This is a genomic window from Streptomyces sp. NPDC017890, assembly GCF_044328675.1.
Taxonomy (GTDB): Bacteria; Actinomycetota; Actinomycetes; order Streptomycetales; family Streptomycetaceae; genus Streptomyces.
The window spans coordinates 161,381-178,204 of sequence record NZ_JBIRHU010000008.1 but is presented as its reverse complement, the minus strand read 5'-3'; the positions used below and the strand labels follow the sequence as shown (position 1 = coordinate 178,204).

The following is a 16,824-nucleotide window of genomic DNA, read 5'->3' as shown; positions in this document are numbered from 1 at the left end:
GGCGGAGAGTGGCCATGGCTTCGGCACGGGCGGTGGGCAGAGATCCGCGATGCCGACGTGGTGGTCGGCGCCGGGCGCCCGGTGGACCCGGGAGTCGCGGGTGCCGGATCCGGGGCGGAAGTGCTTGGCGACGGCCGGGTCCCGGTCTCTGTTGACGAAGAGGAGGCGGCTGCCGTGCCGTCGTACCGCGGCTGGGCGCACGGGACCGGGACGTCGCGGAGAACAGGCCGCCGGGGCGGCCTGCGGCGACCGGGCCGAACAGAATCCGGCCGGGAGGTCGCGGCGGTTCCGTCCCCGGACCGAGGTGCCCGGCTCCCCGGCGGACGCCCTACGGCGCCGCCGCCGGAGCTGGCGCCCTGAACGCGTCCGCGTGGTCCGCGGCCCACTGGGCGAAGGTGCGGGCCGGGCGGCCGGTGACCTTCTCGACGGTGTCGACGACCGTGCGGCCCACCTCCGGGGTGTTCCCGTACGCCTCGAGCAGGAAGCCGATGACGTCCTGCGGGTGTCCCGCCGCCCTCCACTGCGCGACGGCCTGCTCCTCGGTGAGCTCGACCAGGGCGATCTCCTCACCTCGGGCGGCAGCGATCGCCGCCACCTTGTCGCCGACGGTCAGCAGTTCCGGGCCGGTGATCACGTACTCCTGGCCCCCGTGGCCCTCCTCGGTGAGCGCGACCGCCGCGACCGCGCCGATGTCTCCCTCGTGGACCATGGCGCTCAGCCGGGAGACGAACGGCTCGCGGACTTCGCCCGAGGCCGCGATCCGGTCCGCCCACTCCAGGGCGTTGCCCATGAACTCGACCGGCATGAGAACGGTCCAGTCCACCCCGTGGTCGGTACGTACGGCGTCCTCCAGCGGTGACGGCCCCCCGCCGTGCAGGACGGTGATCCGGCGTACGCCGGCCGCGCGGGCCGGCTCCAGGATCCTCGGGCCGGTCTCCAGCGGAGCGAAGGAGGGTCCGTCGAAGGTGATGAGGTGGAGGCCGGTGACGCCCTCCAGGGCCGGAGCGAGGGTGTCGGGCTCGGTCAGATCCCCCTGGACGACCTCGACGCCGTCCGGCAGGGCGGCGCGTCCCGCGTCCCGGGTGAGGGCGCGGACCGCGTGGCCGCGGGCGAGCAGCTCGGCGACGACCTGGCGGCCGACGGTTCCGGTGGCGCCGGTGACAAGGATCTTCTGCGTCTGAGTCATGGAACGACCGTAGGAGGCATCGCGGTCATGTTCTGTCCGCGAGTCCCGGCCGTCGTACCTGCCGCCGTACACCTTGACACGCGTAGGCCCCGGTGACCTGGAGGTCCGGGTCACCGGGGCCGTACACGCGCGTGTTGCACGTGGGTGTCAGACTCCGGCCGTCTCCGGCTCGCGGGTGGGTTCCGCGGGCGCGGTGTCGCCGAGCTGCTTGTGGAGCTTCTCGCCCTCGACGTCCACGTTCGGCAGCAGGCGGTCCAGCCACTTGGGCAGCCACCACGCCTTGGTGCCGAGCAGGGCGAGCACGGCGGGCACAATCGCCATGCGGACCACGAAGGCGTCGAAGAGGACCGCGATCGCGAGGCCGAAGCCCATCATCTTGATCATGTCGTCGTTCTCCATGATGAAGCCGGAGAAGACGCTGATCATGATGATCGCGGCCGCGGCGACGACCCTGCCGCCGTGGGTGAAGCCCGTGGTGACGGAGTCGGCGGCGGACGATCCGTGGACGTACGCCTCACGCATCCGCGTCACGAGGAAGACCTCGTAGTCCATGGCCAGGCCGAAGACCACGCCGATCATGAAGATGGGCATCATCGACATGATCGGGCCCGGCTGGGCCACACCGAAGAGGTCGGCGAGCCAGCCCCACTGGAAGACCGCGACCACCGCGCCGAGCGCCGCGGCCACCGAGAGCAGGAAGCCCAGGGCCGCCTTCAGCGGGACCAGGATCGAGCGGAAGACCAGCATCAGGAGCAGGAAGGCGAGGCCGACCACCAGGGCCAGGTACGGGATGAGCGCGTCGTCCAGGGTCTGCGAGAAGTCGATGGTCATCGCGGTCGCGCCGGTGACCAGCATGGTCGCGCCGGTCTCGGCCTCGATGTCGCCGGACAGGGAGCGGATGTTCTTCACCAGCGACTCGGTGGCCGCCTCGCTCGGCCCGGTCTTGGGCACGACCGTGAGGAGGGCGGTGTCGCCCGCCTCGTTGAAGTTCGCCGGGGTGACGGCCGCGGCTTCGCCCAGGCCGGTGATCTCCTTGCCGACGGTGTCGGCGGCGGCCTTGGCGTCGGCCGCGCCCCGGGTGTCGATGGTGACCATCAACGGGCCGTTGAACCCGGCGCCGAAGGACTCCGACAGCATGTCGTAGGCCTTGCGCTGCGTGGTGTCGGGTGCGGAGCTGCCCTCGTCGGGCAGGCCCAGCTCCATGCTCGCGGCCGGCACGGCGACGGCACCGAGGCCGAGCACCGCGGTGAGCAGTACGGTCACCGGGCGCCGCAGCACGAAACGGGCCCAGCGGGTGCCGAGCTTCGGCTGGCCGGACACGGCCCGCTGTCCGGCGGCCGCCTTGCGGTCCTTGCGGCTGAGGGCCTTCTTGCCGGCGAAACCGAGCAGTGCCGGGGTGAGGGTGAGCGCGATCAGTACGGCGATGCCGACCGTGGCCGCGGCGGCCAGGCCCATCTTGGTGAGAATCGGGATGTTGACCACCGCGAGGCCCGCCAGGGCCACGATGACGGTGAGTCCCGCGAAGACGACCGCGGAGCCGGCGGTGCCGACCGCGCGTCCCGCGGCGTCGTCGGGGGTGCGGCCCTCGGCGATCTCCGCGCGGTAACGGGAGACGATGAACAAGGCGTAGTCGATGGCGACCGCGAGGCCGATCATCATGGCGAGGGTGGAGGTCGTGGCGGAGAGTTCGAGCGTGCTGCCGAGCGCCCCGATGGCGGAGATGCCGATGCCGACACCGATGATCGCCGAGAGCAGGGGCATGCCGGCCGCGACGAGTGAGCCGAAGGTCAGCAGGAGCACGATCGCGGCGACGCCCATGCCGATCAGCTCGGCGGTGCCGCCCAACTCCTGCTCGGCCATGACCGCGTCGCCACCGGTCTCGACGGTGAAGCCGTCGCTCCGGGCGTCGTCGGTCGCCGCGGTGAGCGAGTCACGGGCCTGGTCGGTCAGCTCCATGGCGTTGACCTTGTACGTCACGGAGGCGTACGCGGTCGTGCCGTCGTCGCTGACGGCGTCCGCCTTGAACGGGTCGGCCACCGAGGCGACCTGCGGGCCGTCACCGAGAGCCGTCACCAGCTCCTCGACCGTGGCCTTGCCGGCCGGGTCGGAGATCTTCCCTCCGTCGGGGGCGCGGATCACGACGCGCGCGGTGGCGCCCTCGGCACTGGCGGCCGGGAAGCGCTCGTCGAGGAGGTCGAATGCCTTCTGGGACTCGGTGCCGGGCATGGAGAAGGAGTCTTCGGGCGGGGCGGGCGCCGTGGACGCGGCGACGCCGGCGCCCACGAGTATGGCCACCCAGAGCAGGGCGACGAGGCCGCGGCGCCGGAACGCGCGTCGGCCGAGTCGGTAGAGGAACGTAGCCACCTGGGACCAATCCTTCGGATTACGGGCAGGATGAAGACCCGGCACATGGGGGGAAGGCTGAGGCGCTGACCGGGGTACTTTTCCATGCTCGCCCGGGGGCAGGGGCATTTGATCCGACCCTGGGTCTGGACTGGCGTACTGCATTGGGTGTAGCGCGCCGCCGTCCTCCTGTCCCCCGGGTGTAGAGGGCGGAGATGGATGTACGCCGCATTTCGTTGCCGCGGGCAGCCGACGGGGCGGGTGCCGGCGACGTCAGCTGTGTGCTCTTCGGCGCATGACGGACGGGTGACGACCGATCGGTACGATGATCCGGGTGCGCAACGCGTGCTCCGTGCCCCGGAGCCGCGGGGAGAGGAAGGGCACACCGAGGATGAGTACGCCCCGGACCGACCTGTTGCTCCGTCAGCTGGACATCGCCTGGGCGCTGTTCGAGCACCACGCCGACGGTCTGGACGACGCCCTGTGCCTGTGGGCGCCCGACCCGTACCACTGGACGGTCCGGCCGGACGAGCAGGGGCGGTGGGTCGCCGACCTGCAGGTGCCGGAGCCCGACCCGGTGCCGGCGCTCACCATCGGATGGGTCACCTGGCACATCGGCTACTGGTGGACCGCCACACTCCGTCACTGCTCCCAGGAGGGGGCGCCGTCGGAGCAGGAGGAGGTCTTCTGGCCCGGCACCGCCGAAGGCGCGGTGGAGTGGCTGCGCGGACTGCACCAGCAGTGGCGGGCGCGACTGGCCGGCCTCACCGACGCCGACCTCGACTCCACCGGGAGGACCGCCACCCTGCCCTGGGGCGCGGGCATGTCCCTGGCGGACGTGGCGGGCTGGGTCAACGTCGAACTGACCAAGAACGTCGCGGAGATCGGGCTCCTGCGCATCCTGCACGGAGCCCGCAGCGCCCGCCACTGACGTCACTCGGAGTTCACCCGGTGCCCAGTCGCAGCCGGCGCGGGTGGCGATCCGGGCGTCGCGCGGCGAGCGGTGGTCCGCTCTGTGCGGCGGCCGAGCGCGTGCGGCCGAGTGACCGTGCGGTCGAGAAGGGGCGGGGCGGCCGGATTCGAACCGGCGTCCTCCGAGATGCTGTCGCGGCGCACTACCTCTGTGCTACGACCCCGCCTTGAAGATGATCATATGTGACGCTGCCCCGCTCCGGCAGGTGTCACACCCGCTGGCTCTCCGCGCCCGCCGGCTCGGCGGCCATGCCGCCCATCACGATGCGCGACCGGCTGTGCAGTCGCAGCGAGGCGGCGACGAACGCGATCGCGACCAGGGTCATCGCTCCGCCCGCCCAGGCGGTGGCGGCGTAGCCGAAGCCCGCGTCGATCACCGTGCCGCCGAGCCAGGGGCCGCCGGTGTTGCCCAGGTTGAACGCGGCGGTCGTCGTCGCGCCCGCGAGGGTGGGCGCGGCTCCGGCCACGTTGAACATGCGCGCGTTGAGCGCCGGCGCGGTGTAGAAGGCGGAGACGCCGAGCAGCAGCGAAAGGGCGATCACGGCGGCGGGGCTCGACGCGAACAGCGCCAGCGCGGCCAGCAGCACGGTCGAGGCGGTGATGCCGGAGAGCAGTACGCCGAACAGGTGCGCGTCGGCGACCCGGCCGCCGATCGTCGTGCCGATCAGCGCACCGATGCCGAAGAGCGCCAGGACGGTCGGCACCCAGCCGTCCGCCAGCCCGGCCACATCGGTGAGCAGTGGCGCGAGGTAGGAGAAGGCGCAGAACACGCCGCCGGCCGCGAGCGCGGTCACCACGATGGACAGCCACACCTGACGGTCACGGTAGATCGCCAGCTCACCCCTCAGCCTGGGCCGCCGCTCGGGCAGCGGGATACGCGGGATCAGGGTCACGACTCCCACGAGCGCGACGGCGGACGCCGCGCCGACCGCCCAGAACGCGGACCGCCATCCGAGGTGCTCGCCGAGGAACGCGCCCACCGGAACGCCGAGGACGTTGGCGATCGACAGACCGCCGATCATCACGGCCATCGCGCGGGCGCGTGAGGTCTTCGGCACCATGGCGATGGCGACGGCGGCGCCCACCGCCCAGAAGCCGGCACACGCCAGGGCGCTCACGACCCGCGAGACGAACAGGATCTCGTACGTCGTCGCCAGCGCCCCCGCGATCTGGCCGAGGCCGAACACCGAGATCAGCGCGACCAGCGTGATCTTCCGCGGCAGCCGCAGGGTCGCGACCGCGAGCAGGGGCGCGCCGACCACCATGCCGATCGCGAACGCGGATATCAGCAACCCGGCTTGCGGGATCGACACGTCCATGTCGTCGGCGATGGGCGGCAGCAGTCCGGAGAGCATGAACTCGCTCGTGCCGAGCGCGAAGACGGAGAGGCCGAGGATGTAGACGGCGAGCGGCATGCGGGACGCTGCGGGCCGTGCGGAAGATGCGGGCATGACAGGTGTCAACGGAGTGCTGCTTCCCGCCATTCCCCCACGGCGGGCCGTCTCACGATGCGGCAGGCCGGTGGCCGGGCCGATTGTCAGTGGTGGGCGGCAAGATGCACTCATGACGACTTCTGCAGCAGTGATCGTGGACGCCGCCGCCTACGCACAGGCGGTCGAGGACGCCACGCGTGCGGCGGCCGCCTATTACGCGGGCGGCTCCTCGCCTCTGGACGACGACGCCTACGACCGACTGGCGAGAGGGATCGAGGCGTGGGAGGCCGGGCACCCCGACGAGGTGCTGACCGGCTCCCCCACCGGCAAGGTCGCCGGCGGTGCGGCCGAGGGCGACGTTCCGCATACGGTGCCGATGCTCAGCCTCGACAACGTGTTCTCGCCGGAGGAGTTCACCGCCTGGACGGCGTCCCTGGCCCGTCGCATCGGCCGTGAGGTCACCCGGTTCTGTGTGGGACCCAAGCTGGACGGGCTCGCGGTCGCCGCCCGCTACAGCGACGGCCGCCTCACCCGGTTGATCACGCGCGGGGACGGCACGGCCGGGGAGGACGTGTCGCATGCCATCGGGACCGTCGAGGGGCTGCCCGAGACGCTGGCCGAGCCGGTCACCGTGGAGGTGCGCGGCGAGATCCTCATGACGACGGCCCAGTTCGAGCACGCCAACGAGGTACGCATGGGTCACGGCGGGCAGCCGTTCGCCAACCCGCGCAACGCGGCCGCGGGCACACTGCGGGCGAAGGAGCGCGCCTACACGGTCCCGATGACGTTCTTCGGGTACGGCATGCTGCCCCTGCCCGAGACCGATGCCGCACTCGCCGGACGGCTGGACGAGCTGACCCACAGCGAGCTGATGTCGACGGCGGCCGGGCTCGGCGTGCACACCAGCGCCGGGACGGCGGTCCCGGACGTCGTCGTGGAGACGCCGGACCAGGTCGTCGCCAGGGTTCAGGAGATCGCCGCACTCCGCGCCGAACTGCCCTTCGGCATCGACGGGATCGTCGTGAAGGCCGACCTCGCCGCCGACCGGCGGGCCGCCGGATCGGGATCCCGGGCGCCCCGGTGGGCGATCGCCTACAAACTGCCGGCCGTGGAGAAGATCACCCGGCTGCTGGAGGTGGAGTGGAACGTCGGCCGCACCGGCATCATCGCCCCCCGCGGCGTCCTGGAACCGGTGGTCATCGACGGCTCCACGATCACCTACGCCACCCTGCACAATCCGGCCGACATCACCCGTCGAGGTCTGCGCCTGGGTGACCACGTCATGGTCCACCGCGCGGGCGACGTCATCCCCCGCATAGAGGCCCCGGTCGCCCACCTGCGCACCGGGCAGGAGCAGCCGATCGCGTTCCCCGGACTGTGTCCCCGCTGCGGGTCGGACATCGACACGAGTGAGGAACGCTGGCGCTGCGCACAGGGCCGCAACTGCCACCTGGTGGCCTCTCTCGCCTACGCCGCGGGCCGCGACCAGCTGGACATCGAGGGCCTGGGCACCACCCGTGTCGTCCAGCTCGTCGAGGCCGGGCTCACGGCCGACCTCGCCGACCTGTTCGCCCTTCGGCGCGAGGAGTTGCTCGGCCTCGAGCGGATGGGTGAGACCAGCACCGACAACCTGCTCGCCGCGATCGCCAAGGCCAAGGAGCAGCCGCTTTCCCGGGTGCTGTGCTCGCTCGGCGTCCGGGGCACCGGCCGGTCCATGTCCCGGCGCATCGCCCGGTACTTCGCCACCATGGACCACATCCGCGCGGCCGATGCCGACGCGATGCAGCAAGTCGAGGGCATCGGGTCGGAGAAGGCCCCCTCCATCGTCGCGGAGATCGCCGAACTCGCCCCGCTCATCGACAAGCTCGCCGCCGCCGGCGTCAACATGACCGAGCCCGGTGCCACTGCGCCCCCTGCCGCCGGTGCCGTCGGCGAAGGCGAAGCCACGGCGGTGGCGTCGGCGCAGGGCGGTCCGCTGGCGGGAATGAGGGTGGTGGTCACCGGCGCGATGACCGGAAGTCTGGAGAAGCTCTCCCGCAACGAGATGAACGAGCTCATCGAGCGGGCCGGCGGGCGCTCCTCCTCCAGCGTCTCGAAGAGGACGACGCTCGTCGTCGCGGGCGAGGGAGCCGGTTCCAAGCAGGCCAAGGCCGAACAACTCGGCATCCGCCTCGCCACCCCGGACGAGTTCGCCGCACTGGTCGCCGGGCTCCTCGACTGAGCCGAGCGCGGACGAAGGCCTCCGACGCCCGAAGAATCCTATGGGATCCCTCGCCCTCTTGACGGGGTGATCCCCTCTGCCACACCATCAAGGCGACAAGATCCTATTTGATTCCAGTGGGGAAGCGACCATGGCCGCGGCGCGCATCACCGAAGTCGACGTGATCGACATCCGTTTCCCCACCTCGCGCGAGCTCGACGGCTCCGACGCGATGAACCCCGACCCCGACTACTCGGCCGCGTACGTGATCCTGCGGACCGACGCAGGCGACGGGCTGGAGGGTCACGCGTTCGCCTTCACCATCGGGCGCGGCAACGACGTGCAGGCCGCGGCGATCGCCGTGCTGCGCGATCACGTCGTGGGTCTGTCCGCCGACGCCGTGTGCGCCGATCCGGGGTCGGTCAGCCGGGCCCTGGTCGGCGACAGCCAGCTGCGCTGGCTCGGCCCGGAGAAGGGCGTGATGCACATGGCGATCGGCGCCGTCGTCAACGCGGTGTGGGACCTGGCGGCCAAACGCGCGGGCAAACCGGTGTGGAAGCTCCTCTGTGACGCCGAGCCGGAATGGCTCGCGGATCAGGTGGACTTCCGCTACATCGAGGACGCCCTCACCCGCGAGGAGGCCGTGGCCCTGCTCCGAAAAGGCAAGGACGGCGCCACCGGGCGCGAGGCCCGGCTCCTGGCGGCCGGCTACCCGGCGTACACCACCTCTCCCGGCTGGCTCGGCTACTCCGACGAGAAGCTGGTCCGCCTCGCCGAACAGGCGGTCGCGGACGGCTTCACCCAGATCAAGCTGAAGGTCGGGGCCGATCTCGCCGACGACGTCCGCAGGATGCGCGCGGCGCGCGCGGCCGTCGGCCCCGATGTCCGGATCGCCGTCGACGCCAATCAGCGCTGGAACGTCGCCGAGGCCGTGGAGTGGACCAACGCACTGGCCGAGTACGCCCCGTACTGGATCGAGGAGCCCACCAGCCCCGACGACATCCTCGGCCACGCGACCGTGCGCAAGGCGGTCGCCCCCATCAAGGTCGCCACCGGTGAGCACGTCCACAACCGCGTCGTCTTCAAACAGCTGCTGCAGGCGGAGGCGATCGACGTGCTGCAGATCGACGCGGCACGGGTGGGCGGAGTCAACGAGAACCTGGCGATCCTGCTGCTCGCCGCCAAGTACGGCGTCCCGGTCTGCCCGCACGCCGGCGGCGTCGGCCTGTGCGAGCTGGTGCGTCATCTGTCGATGTTCGACTTCGTGGCGCTGACCGGTACGACCGAGGACCGCGTGATCGAGTACGTGGACCATCTGCACCAGCATTTCAAGGACCCCGTGACCGTCGCGAACGGGCACTACACGGCTCCCACCGCCCCCGGCTTCTCCTCGGAGATGCACGCCGCGTCGATCGCCGCCTACCGCTACCCGCACGGCGCCTTCTGGGTCACCGACGCCACCGACCTCGCCGAACGGCAGGAGAGGACGAACCGATGAGCGAACTGTCCGGGCTCAAAGCCCTGGTGACCGGCGGCGCGTCCGGGATCGGCAGGGCCACCGCCGGTCTGCTGGCCGCCCGCGGAGCCGGCGTCGCCGTACTGGACCTCGACCCGTCGACCGTCGGCAAGCCGCTGCGCGGGTACCTCGCGGACGTGTCCGACGACGCCTCCGTACGGTCCGCCGTCGCCGCCGCCGCCGAGGATCTCGGGGGCATCGACATCCTGGTCAACAACGCCGGAACAGGTGCGGCGGGAACGGTCGAGGACAACGACGACGCCGAGTGGCACCGGGTCCTCGACGTCAACGTCCTCGGTATGGTCCGCACCACGCGCGCGGCCCTCCCGCACCTGCGGGCGTCCTCGCACGCCGCCGTCGTCAACACCTGCTCGATCGCGGCCACCGCCGGACTCCCCCAGCGCGCCCTGTACAGCACCAGCAAGGGCGCGGTCCTGTCCCTGACCCTGGCCATGGCGGCGGACCACGTCCGGGAGGGCATCCGCGTCAACTGTGTCAATCCCGGTACGGCGGACACCCCCTGGGTCGGCCGCCTCCTCGACCGGGCGGCGGACCCGGTCGCCGAGCGGGCCGCGCTCAACGCCCGGCAGCCCATGGGCCGGCTGGTCACCGCCGAGGAGGTCGCCGCGGCCATCGTGTACCTGGCGAGCCCGGCCGCCGCCTCGGTCACGGGCACCGCGCTCGCGGTGGACGGCGGGATGCAGGGCCTGCGGCTGCGCCCGGAGGAGCGGTGACACGGCCGGACGGAAACGGTGCCCTCCCACCCCTGCCGAGCCGTACCCTCGGCCGCAGCGGTGTCCCCGTCACCGCCCTGGGCTTCGGCGCCGCGGCCGTCTCCGGTCTCTACGAGGCCGTGGGCGAGGAGGAGGCGGCGGCCGCCGTGGAGGCCGCCTGGGAGGCGGGCGTCCGCTACTTCGACACCGCCCCGCACTACGGCCTCGGCCTGTCGGAACACAGACTGGGCGAGGCCCTCGGGGACAAACCCCGGGACGAATTCACCCTGTCCACCAAGGTGGGGCGGATCCTCGTCCGGCATGACGGCGGCGGTGACGACCTGGCCCACGGCTTCGCCGTACCGGCCACCCACCGGCGGCAGTGGGACTTCAGCGCCGACGGTGTGCGCCGCTCGCTGGAGGACAGTCTCACCCGCCTCGGGCTGGACCGCGTCGACCTCGTCCTGCTGCACGATCCGGACGACCACGAGGAGCAGGCGTTCCGGGAGGCCTATCCGGCGCTGGAGGAACTGCGGTCGCAGGGGGTCGTACGGGCGATCGGCGCGGGAATGAACCGGACCCGGATGCTGACGCGCTTCCTGACGGACACCGACGTCGACGCCGTGCTGTGCGCGGGCCGCTACACCCTCCTGGAACAGGGCGCGCTGGAGACCCTGCTGCCCGCCGCGTCGGCGGCCGGCAAGAGCGTGATCATCGGCGGTGTGCTCAACTCCGGGCTGCTGGCCGATCCGTCGCCGGGTGCCACCTACGACTACGCGGCGGCTCCGTCGGACATCATGCGCCGGGCCGTGCGGATGCGCGATGTCACCGAGTCGCACGGAGTGCCGTTGCGTGCGGCCGCGCTGCGCTTTCCCTTCGGGCATCCGGCGGTCGCCTCCGTACTCGTCGGGGCGCGGTCGGCCGCCCAGGTCCGGGACGCGGCCGAGCAGTTCCACCGGCGCCTGCCCACCGGCGTGTGGGAGGGTCTGCGGACGCGGGGTCTGCTGTCGGACGAGGTACCGGTGCCGGCCCGGGGAGGGTCATGAGCGTCGTCGACGCGCACCATCACGTCTGGGACCTCGGCGTTCGCGACCAGGAGTGGATCACCGGTCCGGAACTCGCCCCGCTGCGGCGTTCGTTCCTCCTCGCCGAGTTCGAGGCCGGGCTTCGGGAGACCGATGTGACGGCATCGGTGCTCGTGCAGACGGTCACCGTGCCCGAGGAGACGCCGGAGCTGCTGGCGCTGGCGGCGGGCAGCGACGTGGTCGGCGCGGTCGTCGGATGGACCGATCTCACGTCGCCCGAGGTCGCCGACGAACTGGCGCGGCTGCGCTCACTGCCCGGCGGCGGGTTCCTGCGCGGCATCCGGCACCAGGTCCAGGCCGAGTCCGACCCGGACTGGCTGACCCGGCCCGAGGTACTGCGCGGGCTGCGCGCGGTCGCGGCGGCCGGACTCGTGCACGACCTCGTGGTCCTCCCGCACCAGCTGCCGTCGGCGACGAGGGCGGCAGCCGCCGTTCCCGGACTCACCTTCGTCCTCGACCATCTCGGCAAGCCGCCGATCGCGTCGGGCCGACGGGAACCGTGGGCGCGGCATGTGCGTGCGCTGGCCGCCCTGCCGAACACGGTCTGCAAGCTTTCCGGCATGGTCACCGAGGCCGACCGGCGGTCGTGGACCGTCGGCGACCTCGGGCCGTACGCCGACACGGTGCTCGAGGCGTTCGGCCCCCGGCGGCTCATGTTCGGCTCCGACTGGCCGGTGAGCACCCTCGCCGCCCGCTACGGCGACGTTCTCGCCGCCACCCGGGAGTTGACCGCCTCCCTCACCGCGCCCGAACGGGCACAGGTGTGGTCGGGCACCGCCCGGCGCGTCTACGGGATGACCGGGTGACCGACACCGAGTGACCGGCACCGAGTTCCGCGTCGGGTGACCGCGCGGCGTCAGCCGGGCCCGAGACGGCTGAGCCGGCGTTCCAGGCTGCGGGTGAGGTGGTCCGCCATCGCCTCGGCGGCACGTTCGGCGCTGCGGCGCAGGATCGCGCGCACCACGCGCTCGTGCTCCGCGAGGGTCGGGGCCCCGTCGCTCTGGAGGCTGCTGAGGCGGAAGATGTGCAGGTGGGAGTGGAGCCGTTCCACCGCGTCCGCGAGCAGGGGCCGGTGGGCGGCCTCGGCCACCGCGTCGTGGAATCGCTGGTCCAGGGCGGCGAAGTCCCGGTAGGCCGCGTACGGTCCGGCGGGGCCGGGGTGGGCCTGCATGTCCTCCAGGATCGCCTCGACGGCGTCGAGCTGGGACTCGTCGGCGTGGCGGGCGGCCAGGGCGGCGGCTCGCGGCTCCAGGAGCAGCCTCATCTCGAAGAGCTCCTCCACTCCCCGGCGGGTCAGCAGCTCGGTCGCCCGGTACCCGGACAGGGAGCGTTTGACGACCAGCCCGTCCGCCTCCAGCCGGGCCAGGGCCTCGCGCACGGGGGTCGGTGAGACGTCGAGCGTGCGGGCCAGGGCCTCGATGCCCACGCGGGCCCCGGGGGCGATCTCATGGTCCATGACCATGGCCTTGACGTCCTCGTAGACGGTGTCGGACAGCACCTGCCGGACCGGCGCCGCCGACGGTCCCCTGACGCCGGCCACGTCGTCACGGACGGACGGGTCGTGTGCCGGCATCCGGGTCTCCTCAGTGCGCTGTGCGTTACGGCGGGCGCCAGTTTACCGAGGTGGGACCGCCGCTTCGAGGTCGGCGACGGTGCCCGACATGATGGTCCGCACATGCTCGGTGATGTGGTCGGCCGGCCAGTCCCACCAGGCGACCGCGAGCAGTCGGGCGACGTCCTCGTCGCTGTAGCGGGTACGGATGAGCCGGGCGGGATTGCCGCCGACGATCCCGTAGTCGGGCACGTCCCGGGTGACCACGGAGCCCGCGCCGATGATCGCGCCGTGTCCGATCCGTACGCCGGGCATGACCGTCGCGCCGTGTCCGAACCAGACGTCGTTGCCGACGACGGTGTCGCCCCGGCCCGGCAGGCCGGCGAGCAGGTCGAAGTGCTCCGCCCAGGAGCCGCCCATGGTGGGGAACGGAAACGTCGAGGGGCCGTCCATACGGTGGTTGGCGCCGTTCATGATGAACCGGGTGCCCGTCCCCAGTGCGCAGAACCTGCCGATGACGAGCCTCTCCGGCCCGTAGTGGTAGAGCACGTTGCGCGTCTCGAACGCCGTCGCGTCGTCCGGGTCGTCGTAGTACGAGTACTCCCCCACCTCGATCAGCGGGGAGGTCACCAGTGGTCTGAGCAGCACCACCCTCGGCTGCCCGGGCATCGGGTGAAGCACTGTCGGGTCTGCGGGCTCGGACATGTCGGCGGCTCCTGGAGATCGCGTGGGTGATCGCTCGGCCCCATGATCGCCGCGATGGGGCTCGCGGGACACCGCTTTATCGTGAGTGTACGTTCGTACGCTTCAGGGGTACGATCGTGGGCATGCCGACGGACTACTTCGCGCAGGACCCCCGCACGAACCTCGAGCGCATGGAGGCGGGCGACCTCTACATCGCCGACGATCCCGAGATCGCCCGCAGGCAGCAGCACGCCGTGCGGCTGGCGGCCCGCTACCAGGCCGCGTACGCGCAGGACGCGGCGGCCGCGCAGCCGATCCTCGAGGAGCTGCTCGGCTCCCTGGGCGCCGAGGCGCACGTGCGACCACCGCTGTACGTCGACTACGGCAGCAACATCACGATCGGCGCGCGCACCTTCGTCAACTACAACCTGACCGCGCTGGACGTCGCGGCGATCACCATCGGTGAGGACTGCCAGATCGGGCCGGGCGTCCAGTTGCTCACCCCGACGCACCCCCTCGAGGCCGAGCCCCGCAGGGACAAGCTGGAGGCCGCCCGGCCCATCACCATCGGCGACAACGTCTGGCTGGGCGGTGGCGCCGTCGTCCTGCCCGGCGTGACCATCGGCGACAACGCCGTCATCGGCGCCGGGGCGGTCGTCACGAAGGACGTACCGGCGAACGTGGTGGCCGTCGGCAACCCCGCCCGGCCGGTGCGGAAGGTGTAAGCCTGCTCCCATGGCAACCGGACACACGGATCCGCAGCGGCGTGAACGCATCATCGCCGCCACGCTCGACCTGATCGCCGAGGAGGGCATCGCGCGCGTCTCCCACCGGAAGATCGCCACGCGCGCCGGGGTCCCCCTGGGCTCGATGACCTACCACTTCAGCGGCATCGACCAGCTGCTGCGGGAGGCGTTCGGCCGCTTCACCGACCACATCGTCGCCGTGTTCGACGCCCACCTCGGCGCGGCGGCCGACCGCGAGCAGGCCCGGGAGGCGGTGGCCGACCTCGTGCACCTCCTGTCCGAGGGGAGCCAGCGGGACCTGGTGCTCACCCAGGAGCTGTACACCCTCGCCGCACGCCAGCCGGCCTACCGGGAACTCACCCACGAGTGGATGCGCCGCAGCCGCGTCCACCTGGAGAAGCACTTCGACGCGGACACGGCCCGCCAGCTCGACGCCCTCATCGAGGGCCTGACGCTGCACCGCGCGCTGGCCCGTGAGCCCCACGGGCGGGCGCTCACCCTGGAGGCCATCGCCCGTGTCACCACCCCGGGCCGCAGCGCCCCCTAGCCGCCCGTGCGGCACAGGCCTGACCCCTGTGCCGCACGGGCATCCCCTGTCTCAGCAGACGCCGTCGCCCGGCTTGGGGTTGCCCAGGCCGAACAGGGGGCGCAGCTTGAGGCCCACCCACGTGCCGGCCAGCGCGAAGGCTCCCCACAGCCAGCCGCTGAGGCTGCCCGAGGCGATGCCCGCCAGATAGGCGCCGATGTTGCAGCCGCCGGCCAGGCGGGCGCCGATGCCCATCAGCACGCCGCCGAGCACCGCCGCGACCGCCGTACGCCAGGGGATACGCCGGTGCAGGGCCCAGGTGCCGCCGACCGCGGCGGCGACGGCGGCGCCGATCATGATGCCGATGTCGGTGAGGCTGGTCTTGTCGGCGAGTACCGGGCCCGCCAGCATCTCGGCGTTGCCGGGCCGCTGCCACCACGTCCAGTTCTCCGGGTGGCCGCCGAGCGCGCCCACCAGCTCCGAGCCCCACAGGCTGAAGGCGCTCGTGACGCCCCAGGCGCCGCCGGAGACCAGCAGGACGCCCGCGCCGAGCAGGGCCAGCGCGAGGGCGCCCGCCGCCAGCGGCCAGGAGCCGCGGACGGCGCGCAGGGCCGCGCCGCGCGCGGAGGGCACGGCGCCGAGCGGCGGCGGGTTGCGGCGCGCCTGGACACGCCGTGTGACCAGGACCACCAACAGCAGGGCGACGATCGTCACCGCCCAGGAGCCGAGCCAGCCGATGTGGTCGGACAGCACGACGGGTTCCCAGGCCGGGAGGTCCTTCCACAGGTCGAACTGCCAGGCCGCGAGCGTGGCGCCGGCGATGAAGCCGCCGAGCGTCAGCACCACCGGTCCCTGTCCGGAGCCGACGGCGAAGAGGGTGCCCGAGGCGCATGCGCCGCCGAGCTGCATGCCGATCGCGAAGAGCGCCGACCCGACGAAGAGCCCGACGCCGATCGGCCCGGCGGACGGGGCGGGCTGGGAGCCGAAGAGTCCGGTGCCCGTGCCGATGAGCAGTGCGAACAGGGTGGCCGTGGTGCCGAGCAGCAGGGCGTGCGCCCGCAGCCCGGAGCCGTTGCCGACGGCGACCAGCTGCCGCCAGGCGGAGGTGAAGCCGAACCGGGAGTGGAAGAGGGCGACGCCCAGGCCGAGGCCGAGCAGGAGCAGTACGCCCGGCTTGGCGCCGTGCGCGGACCACACGTACGCGGTCAGGGCCACGGCGAGCAGCCCGGACACCGCGAGCGGCGTCCGCCGCACCGGGGGCAGGGGCGGCGCCTCGGGCCGTGCGGACGAGGTGGGGGACGGGGCGAACAGGGCGGCGGGCGCGCGCGGCGGCGCGGCCGGGGTCGACCCGGCTGGGGGTGCGGTGGTCACGGAAGATCTCCGGTGTGGTGCACGGGGACGGCGGAGGGGGCGCTGGCGGACCGGCGACGCGGTTCACGCGGCCGGCGCGGGGCTCAGCGGCGACAGAGGCCGTCGTCGACGCACCACGCCGAGTTCGCGAAGAGCGCGAGGCACAGCAGCGGAGCCGATGCATACATGCGTGCGAATGTACGGAATGGATCCCTCCGAATGCCATGCCGTCTCGCCATGTGGATGACGCGGTGGACGGCGGACATGCCGAGGCGCCGGGCCACGGCGCCCTCCGTGCCCCGCGGGTCGGCGAGCCCGGGCCGGGACCATCGCGGACCCCGCGTCGCCGTCGTCGGAGCCGGTGACCGCGCACACCGCCGGAGGCGGTCCGCCCCCGGCCCCGGCTGCCAGGGCGCCCGCGGCACCGAGCACACCGCACCGGGAGGGGCGCCGCTTCCCGCGGCGCGACGAGAGGGCGTCTGGCGCGCCAGTCGTCTTCTCGGGCGTTCACGTGACGC

At 72.5% G+C, this 16,824-nt stretch carries 14 protein-coding genes and 1 tRNA gene; 8 read left to right on the top strand and 7 right to left on the bottom strand.

Going from position 1 to position 16,824, the window contains the following annotated elements:
• Nucleotides 1-328: 328 nt before the first annotated feature.
• Both ACH4F2_RS12955 and ACH4F2_RS12950 read right to left on the bottom strand, forming a co-directional pair.
• A complete protein-coding gene (locus ACH4F2_RS12955; protein ID WP_398132760.1) occupies nt 329-1,186 on the bottom strand; it encodes an SDR family oxidoreductase in 858 nt (285 codons plus the stop codon).
• Nucleotides 1,187-1,333: 147 nt separating this feature from the next.
• Complete coding sequence (locus ACH4F2_RS12950) at nt 1,334-3,550, bottom strand: MMPL family transporter (RefSeq protein ID WP_398132759.1); 2,217 nt, start codon at nt 3,548-3,550, stop codon at nt 1,334-1,336.
• A 370-nt stretch (nt 3,551-3,920) separates the two neighbouring features.
• Here ACH4F2_RS12950 and ACH4F2_RS12945 point away from each other — a divergent pair, with 370 nt between their 5' ends.
• A complete protein-coding gene (locus ACH4F2_RS12945) occupies nt 3,921-4,460 on the top strand; it encodes a DinB family protein (RefSeq protein WP_398132758.1) in 540 nt (179 codons plus the stop codon).
• A 132-nt stretch (nt 4,461-4,592) separates the two neighbouring features.
• On the opposite strand, the gene ACH4F2_RS12940 is transcribed toward ACH4F2_RS12945, so the two are convergent.
• Both ACH4F2_RS12940 and ACH4F2_RS12935 read right to left on the bottom strand, forming a co-directional pair.
• Nucleotides 4,593-4,667, bottom strand: a tRNA-Leu gene (locus ACH4F2_RS12940).
• Between the two features lie 43 nt (nt 4,668-4,710).
• A complete protein-coding gene (locus ACH4F2_RS12935) occupies nt 4,711-5,916 on the bottom strand; it encodes a Cmx/CmrA family chloramphenicol efflux MFS transporter (protein WP_398132862.1) in 1,206 nt (401 codons plus the stop codon).
• 148 nt (nt 5,917-6,064) lie between these two features.
• Here ACH4F2_RS12935 and ligA point away from each other — a divergent pair, with 148 nt between their 5' ends.
• The 5 genes from ligA to ACH4F2_RS12910 all read left to right on the top strand — a co-directional run bounded on the left by ligA (nt 6,065) and on the right by ACH4F2_RS12910 (nt 12,254).
• Nucleotides 6,065-8,155 (top strand): NAD-dependent DNA ligase LigA, encoded by a 2,091-nt coding sequence (ligA, locus tag ACH4F2_RS12930; RefSeq protein WP_398132757.1) that lies wholly within the window; start codon nt 6,065-6,067, stop codon nt 8,153-8,155.
• A gap of 130 nt (nt 8,156-8,285) precedes the next feature.
• Nucleotides 8,286-9,632: an enolase C-terminal domain-like protein gene (locus tag ACH4F2_RS12925; protein ID WP_398132756.1), complete on the top strand. Its 1,347-nt coding sequence runs from the start codon at nt 8,286-8,288 to the stop codon at nt 9,630-9,632.
• Complete coding sequence (locus ACH4F2_RS12920) at nt 9,629-10,384, top strand: SDR family NAD(P)-dependent oxidoreductase (RefSeq protein WP_398132755.1); 756 nt, start codon at nt 9,629-9,631, stop codon at nt 10,382-10,384. Before ACH4F2_RS12925 ends, ACH4F2_RS12920 begins: the two co-directional genes overlap by 4 nt.
• 32 nt (nt 10,385-10,416) lie before the next feature.
• Nucleotides 10,417-11,409, top strand: a complete 993-nt coding sequence (locus ACH4F2_RS12915) for an aldo/keto reductase (protein WP_398132861.1) — start codon at nt 10,417-10,419, stop codon at nt 11,407-11,409.
• Nucleotides 11,406-12,254 (top strand): amidohydrolase family protein, encoded by an 849-nt coding sequence (locus ACH4F2_RS12910; protein ID WP_398132754.1) that lies wholly within the window; start codon nt 11,406-11,408, stop codon nt 12,252-12,254. Before ACH4F2_RS12915 ends, ACH4F2_RS12910 begins: the two co-directional genes overlap by 4 nt.
• Before the next feature lie 50 nt (nt 12,255-12,304).
• On the opposite strand, the gene ACH4F2_RS12905 is transcribed toward ACH4F2_RS12910, so the two are convergent.
• Nucleotides 12,305-13,021 carry a GntR family transcriptional regulator gene (locus ACH4F2_RS12905; protein ID WP_398132753.1) on the bottom strand — a complete coding sequence of 239 codons (717 nt, stop codon included), beginning with the start codon at nt 13,019-13,021 and terminating at the stop codon, nt 12,305-12,307.
• Nucleotides 13,022-13,063: 42 nt separating this feature from the next.
• The gene (locus tag ACH4F2_RS12900; protein ID WP_398132752.1) at nt 13,064-13,705 is read right to left on the bottom strand and encodes a CatB-related O-acetyltransferase; all 642 of its coding nucleotides are present in this window, start codon (nt 13,703-13,705) and stop codon (nt 13,064-13,066) included.
• A 122-nt stretch (nt 13,706-13,827) separates the two neighbouring features.
• Here ACH4F2_RS12900 and ACH4F2_RS12895 point away from each other — a divergent pair, with 122 nt between their 5' ends.
• Both ACH4F2_RS12895 and ACH4F2_RS12890 read left to right on the top strand, forming a co-directional pair.
• A complete protein-coding gene (locus ACH4F2_RS12895; protein WP_398132751.1) occupies nt 13,828-14,409 on the top strand; it encodes a sugar O-acetyltransferase in 582 nt (193 codons plus the stop codon).
• A 10-nt stretch (nt 14,410-14,419) separates the two neighbouring features.
• Nucleotides 14,420-14,977, top strand: coding sequence for a TetR/AcrR family transcriptional regulator (locus tag ACH4F2_RS12890; RefSeq protein ID WP_398132750.1), 558 nt, complete (start codon nt 14,420-14,422; stop codon nt 14,975-14,977).
• 51 nt (nt 14,978-15,028) lie between these two features.
• On the opposite strand, the gene ACH4F2_RS12885 is transcribed toward ACH4F2_RS12890, so the two are convergent.
• Nucleotides 15,029-16,327 (bottom strand): YeeE/YedE family protein, encoded by a 1,299-nt coding sequence (locus tag ACH4F2_RS12885; protein WP_398132749.1) that lies wholly within the window; start codon nt 16,325-16,327, stop codon nt 15,029-15,031.
• Between the last annotated feature and the right edge of the window lie 497 nt (nt 16,328-16,824).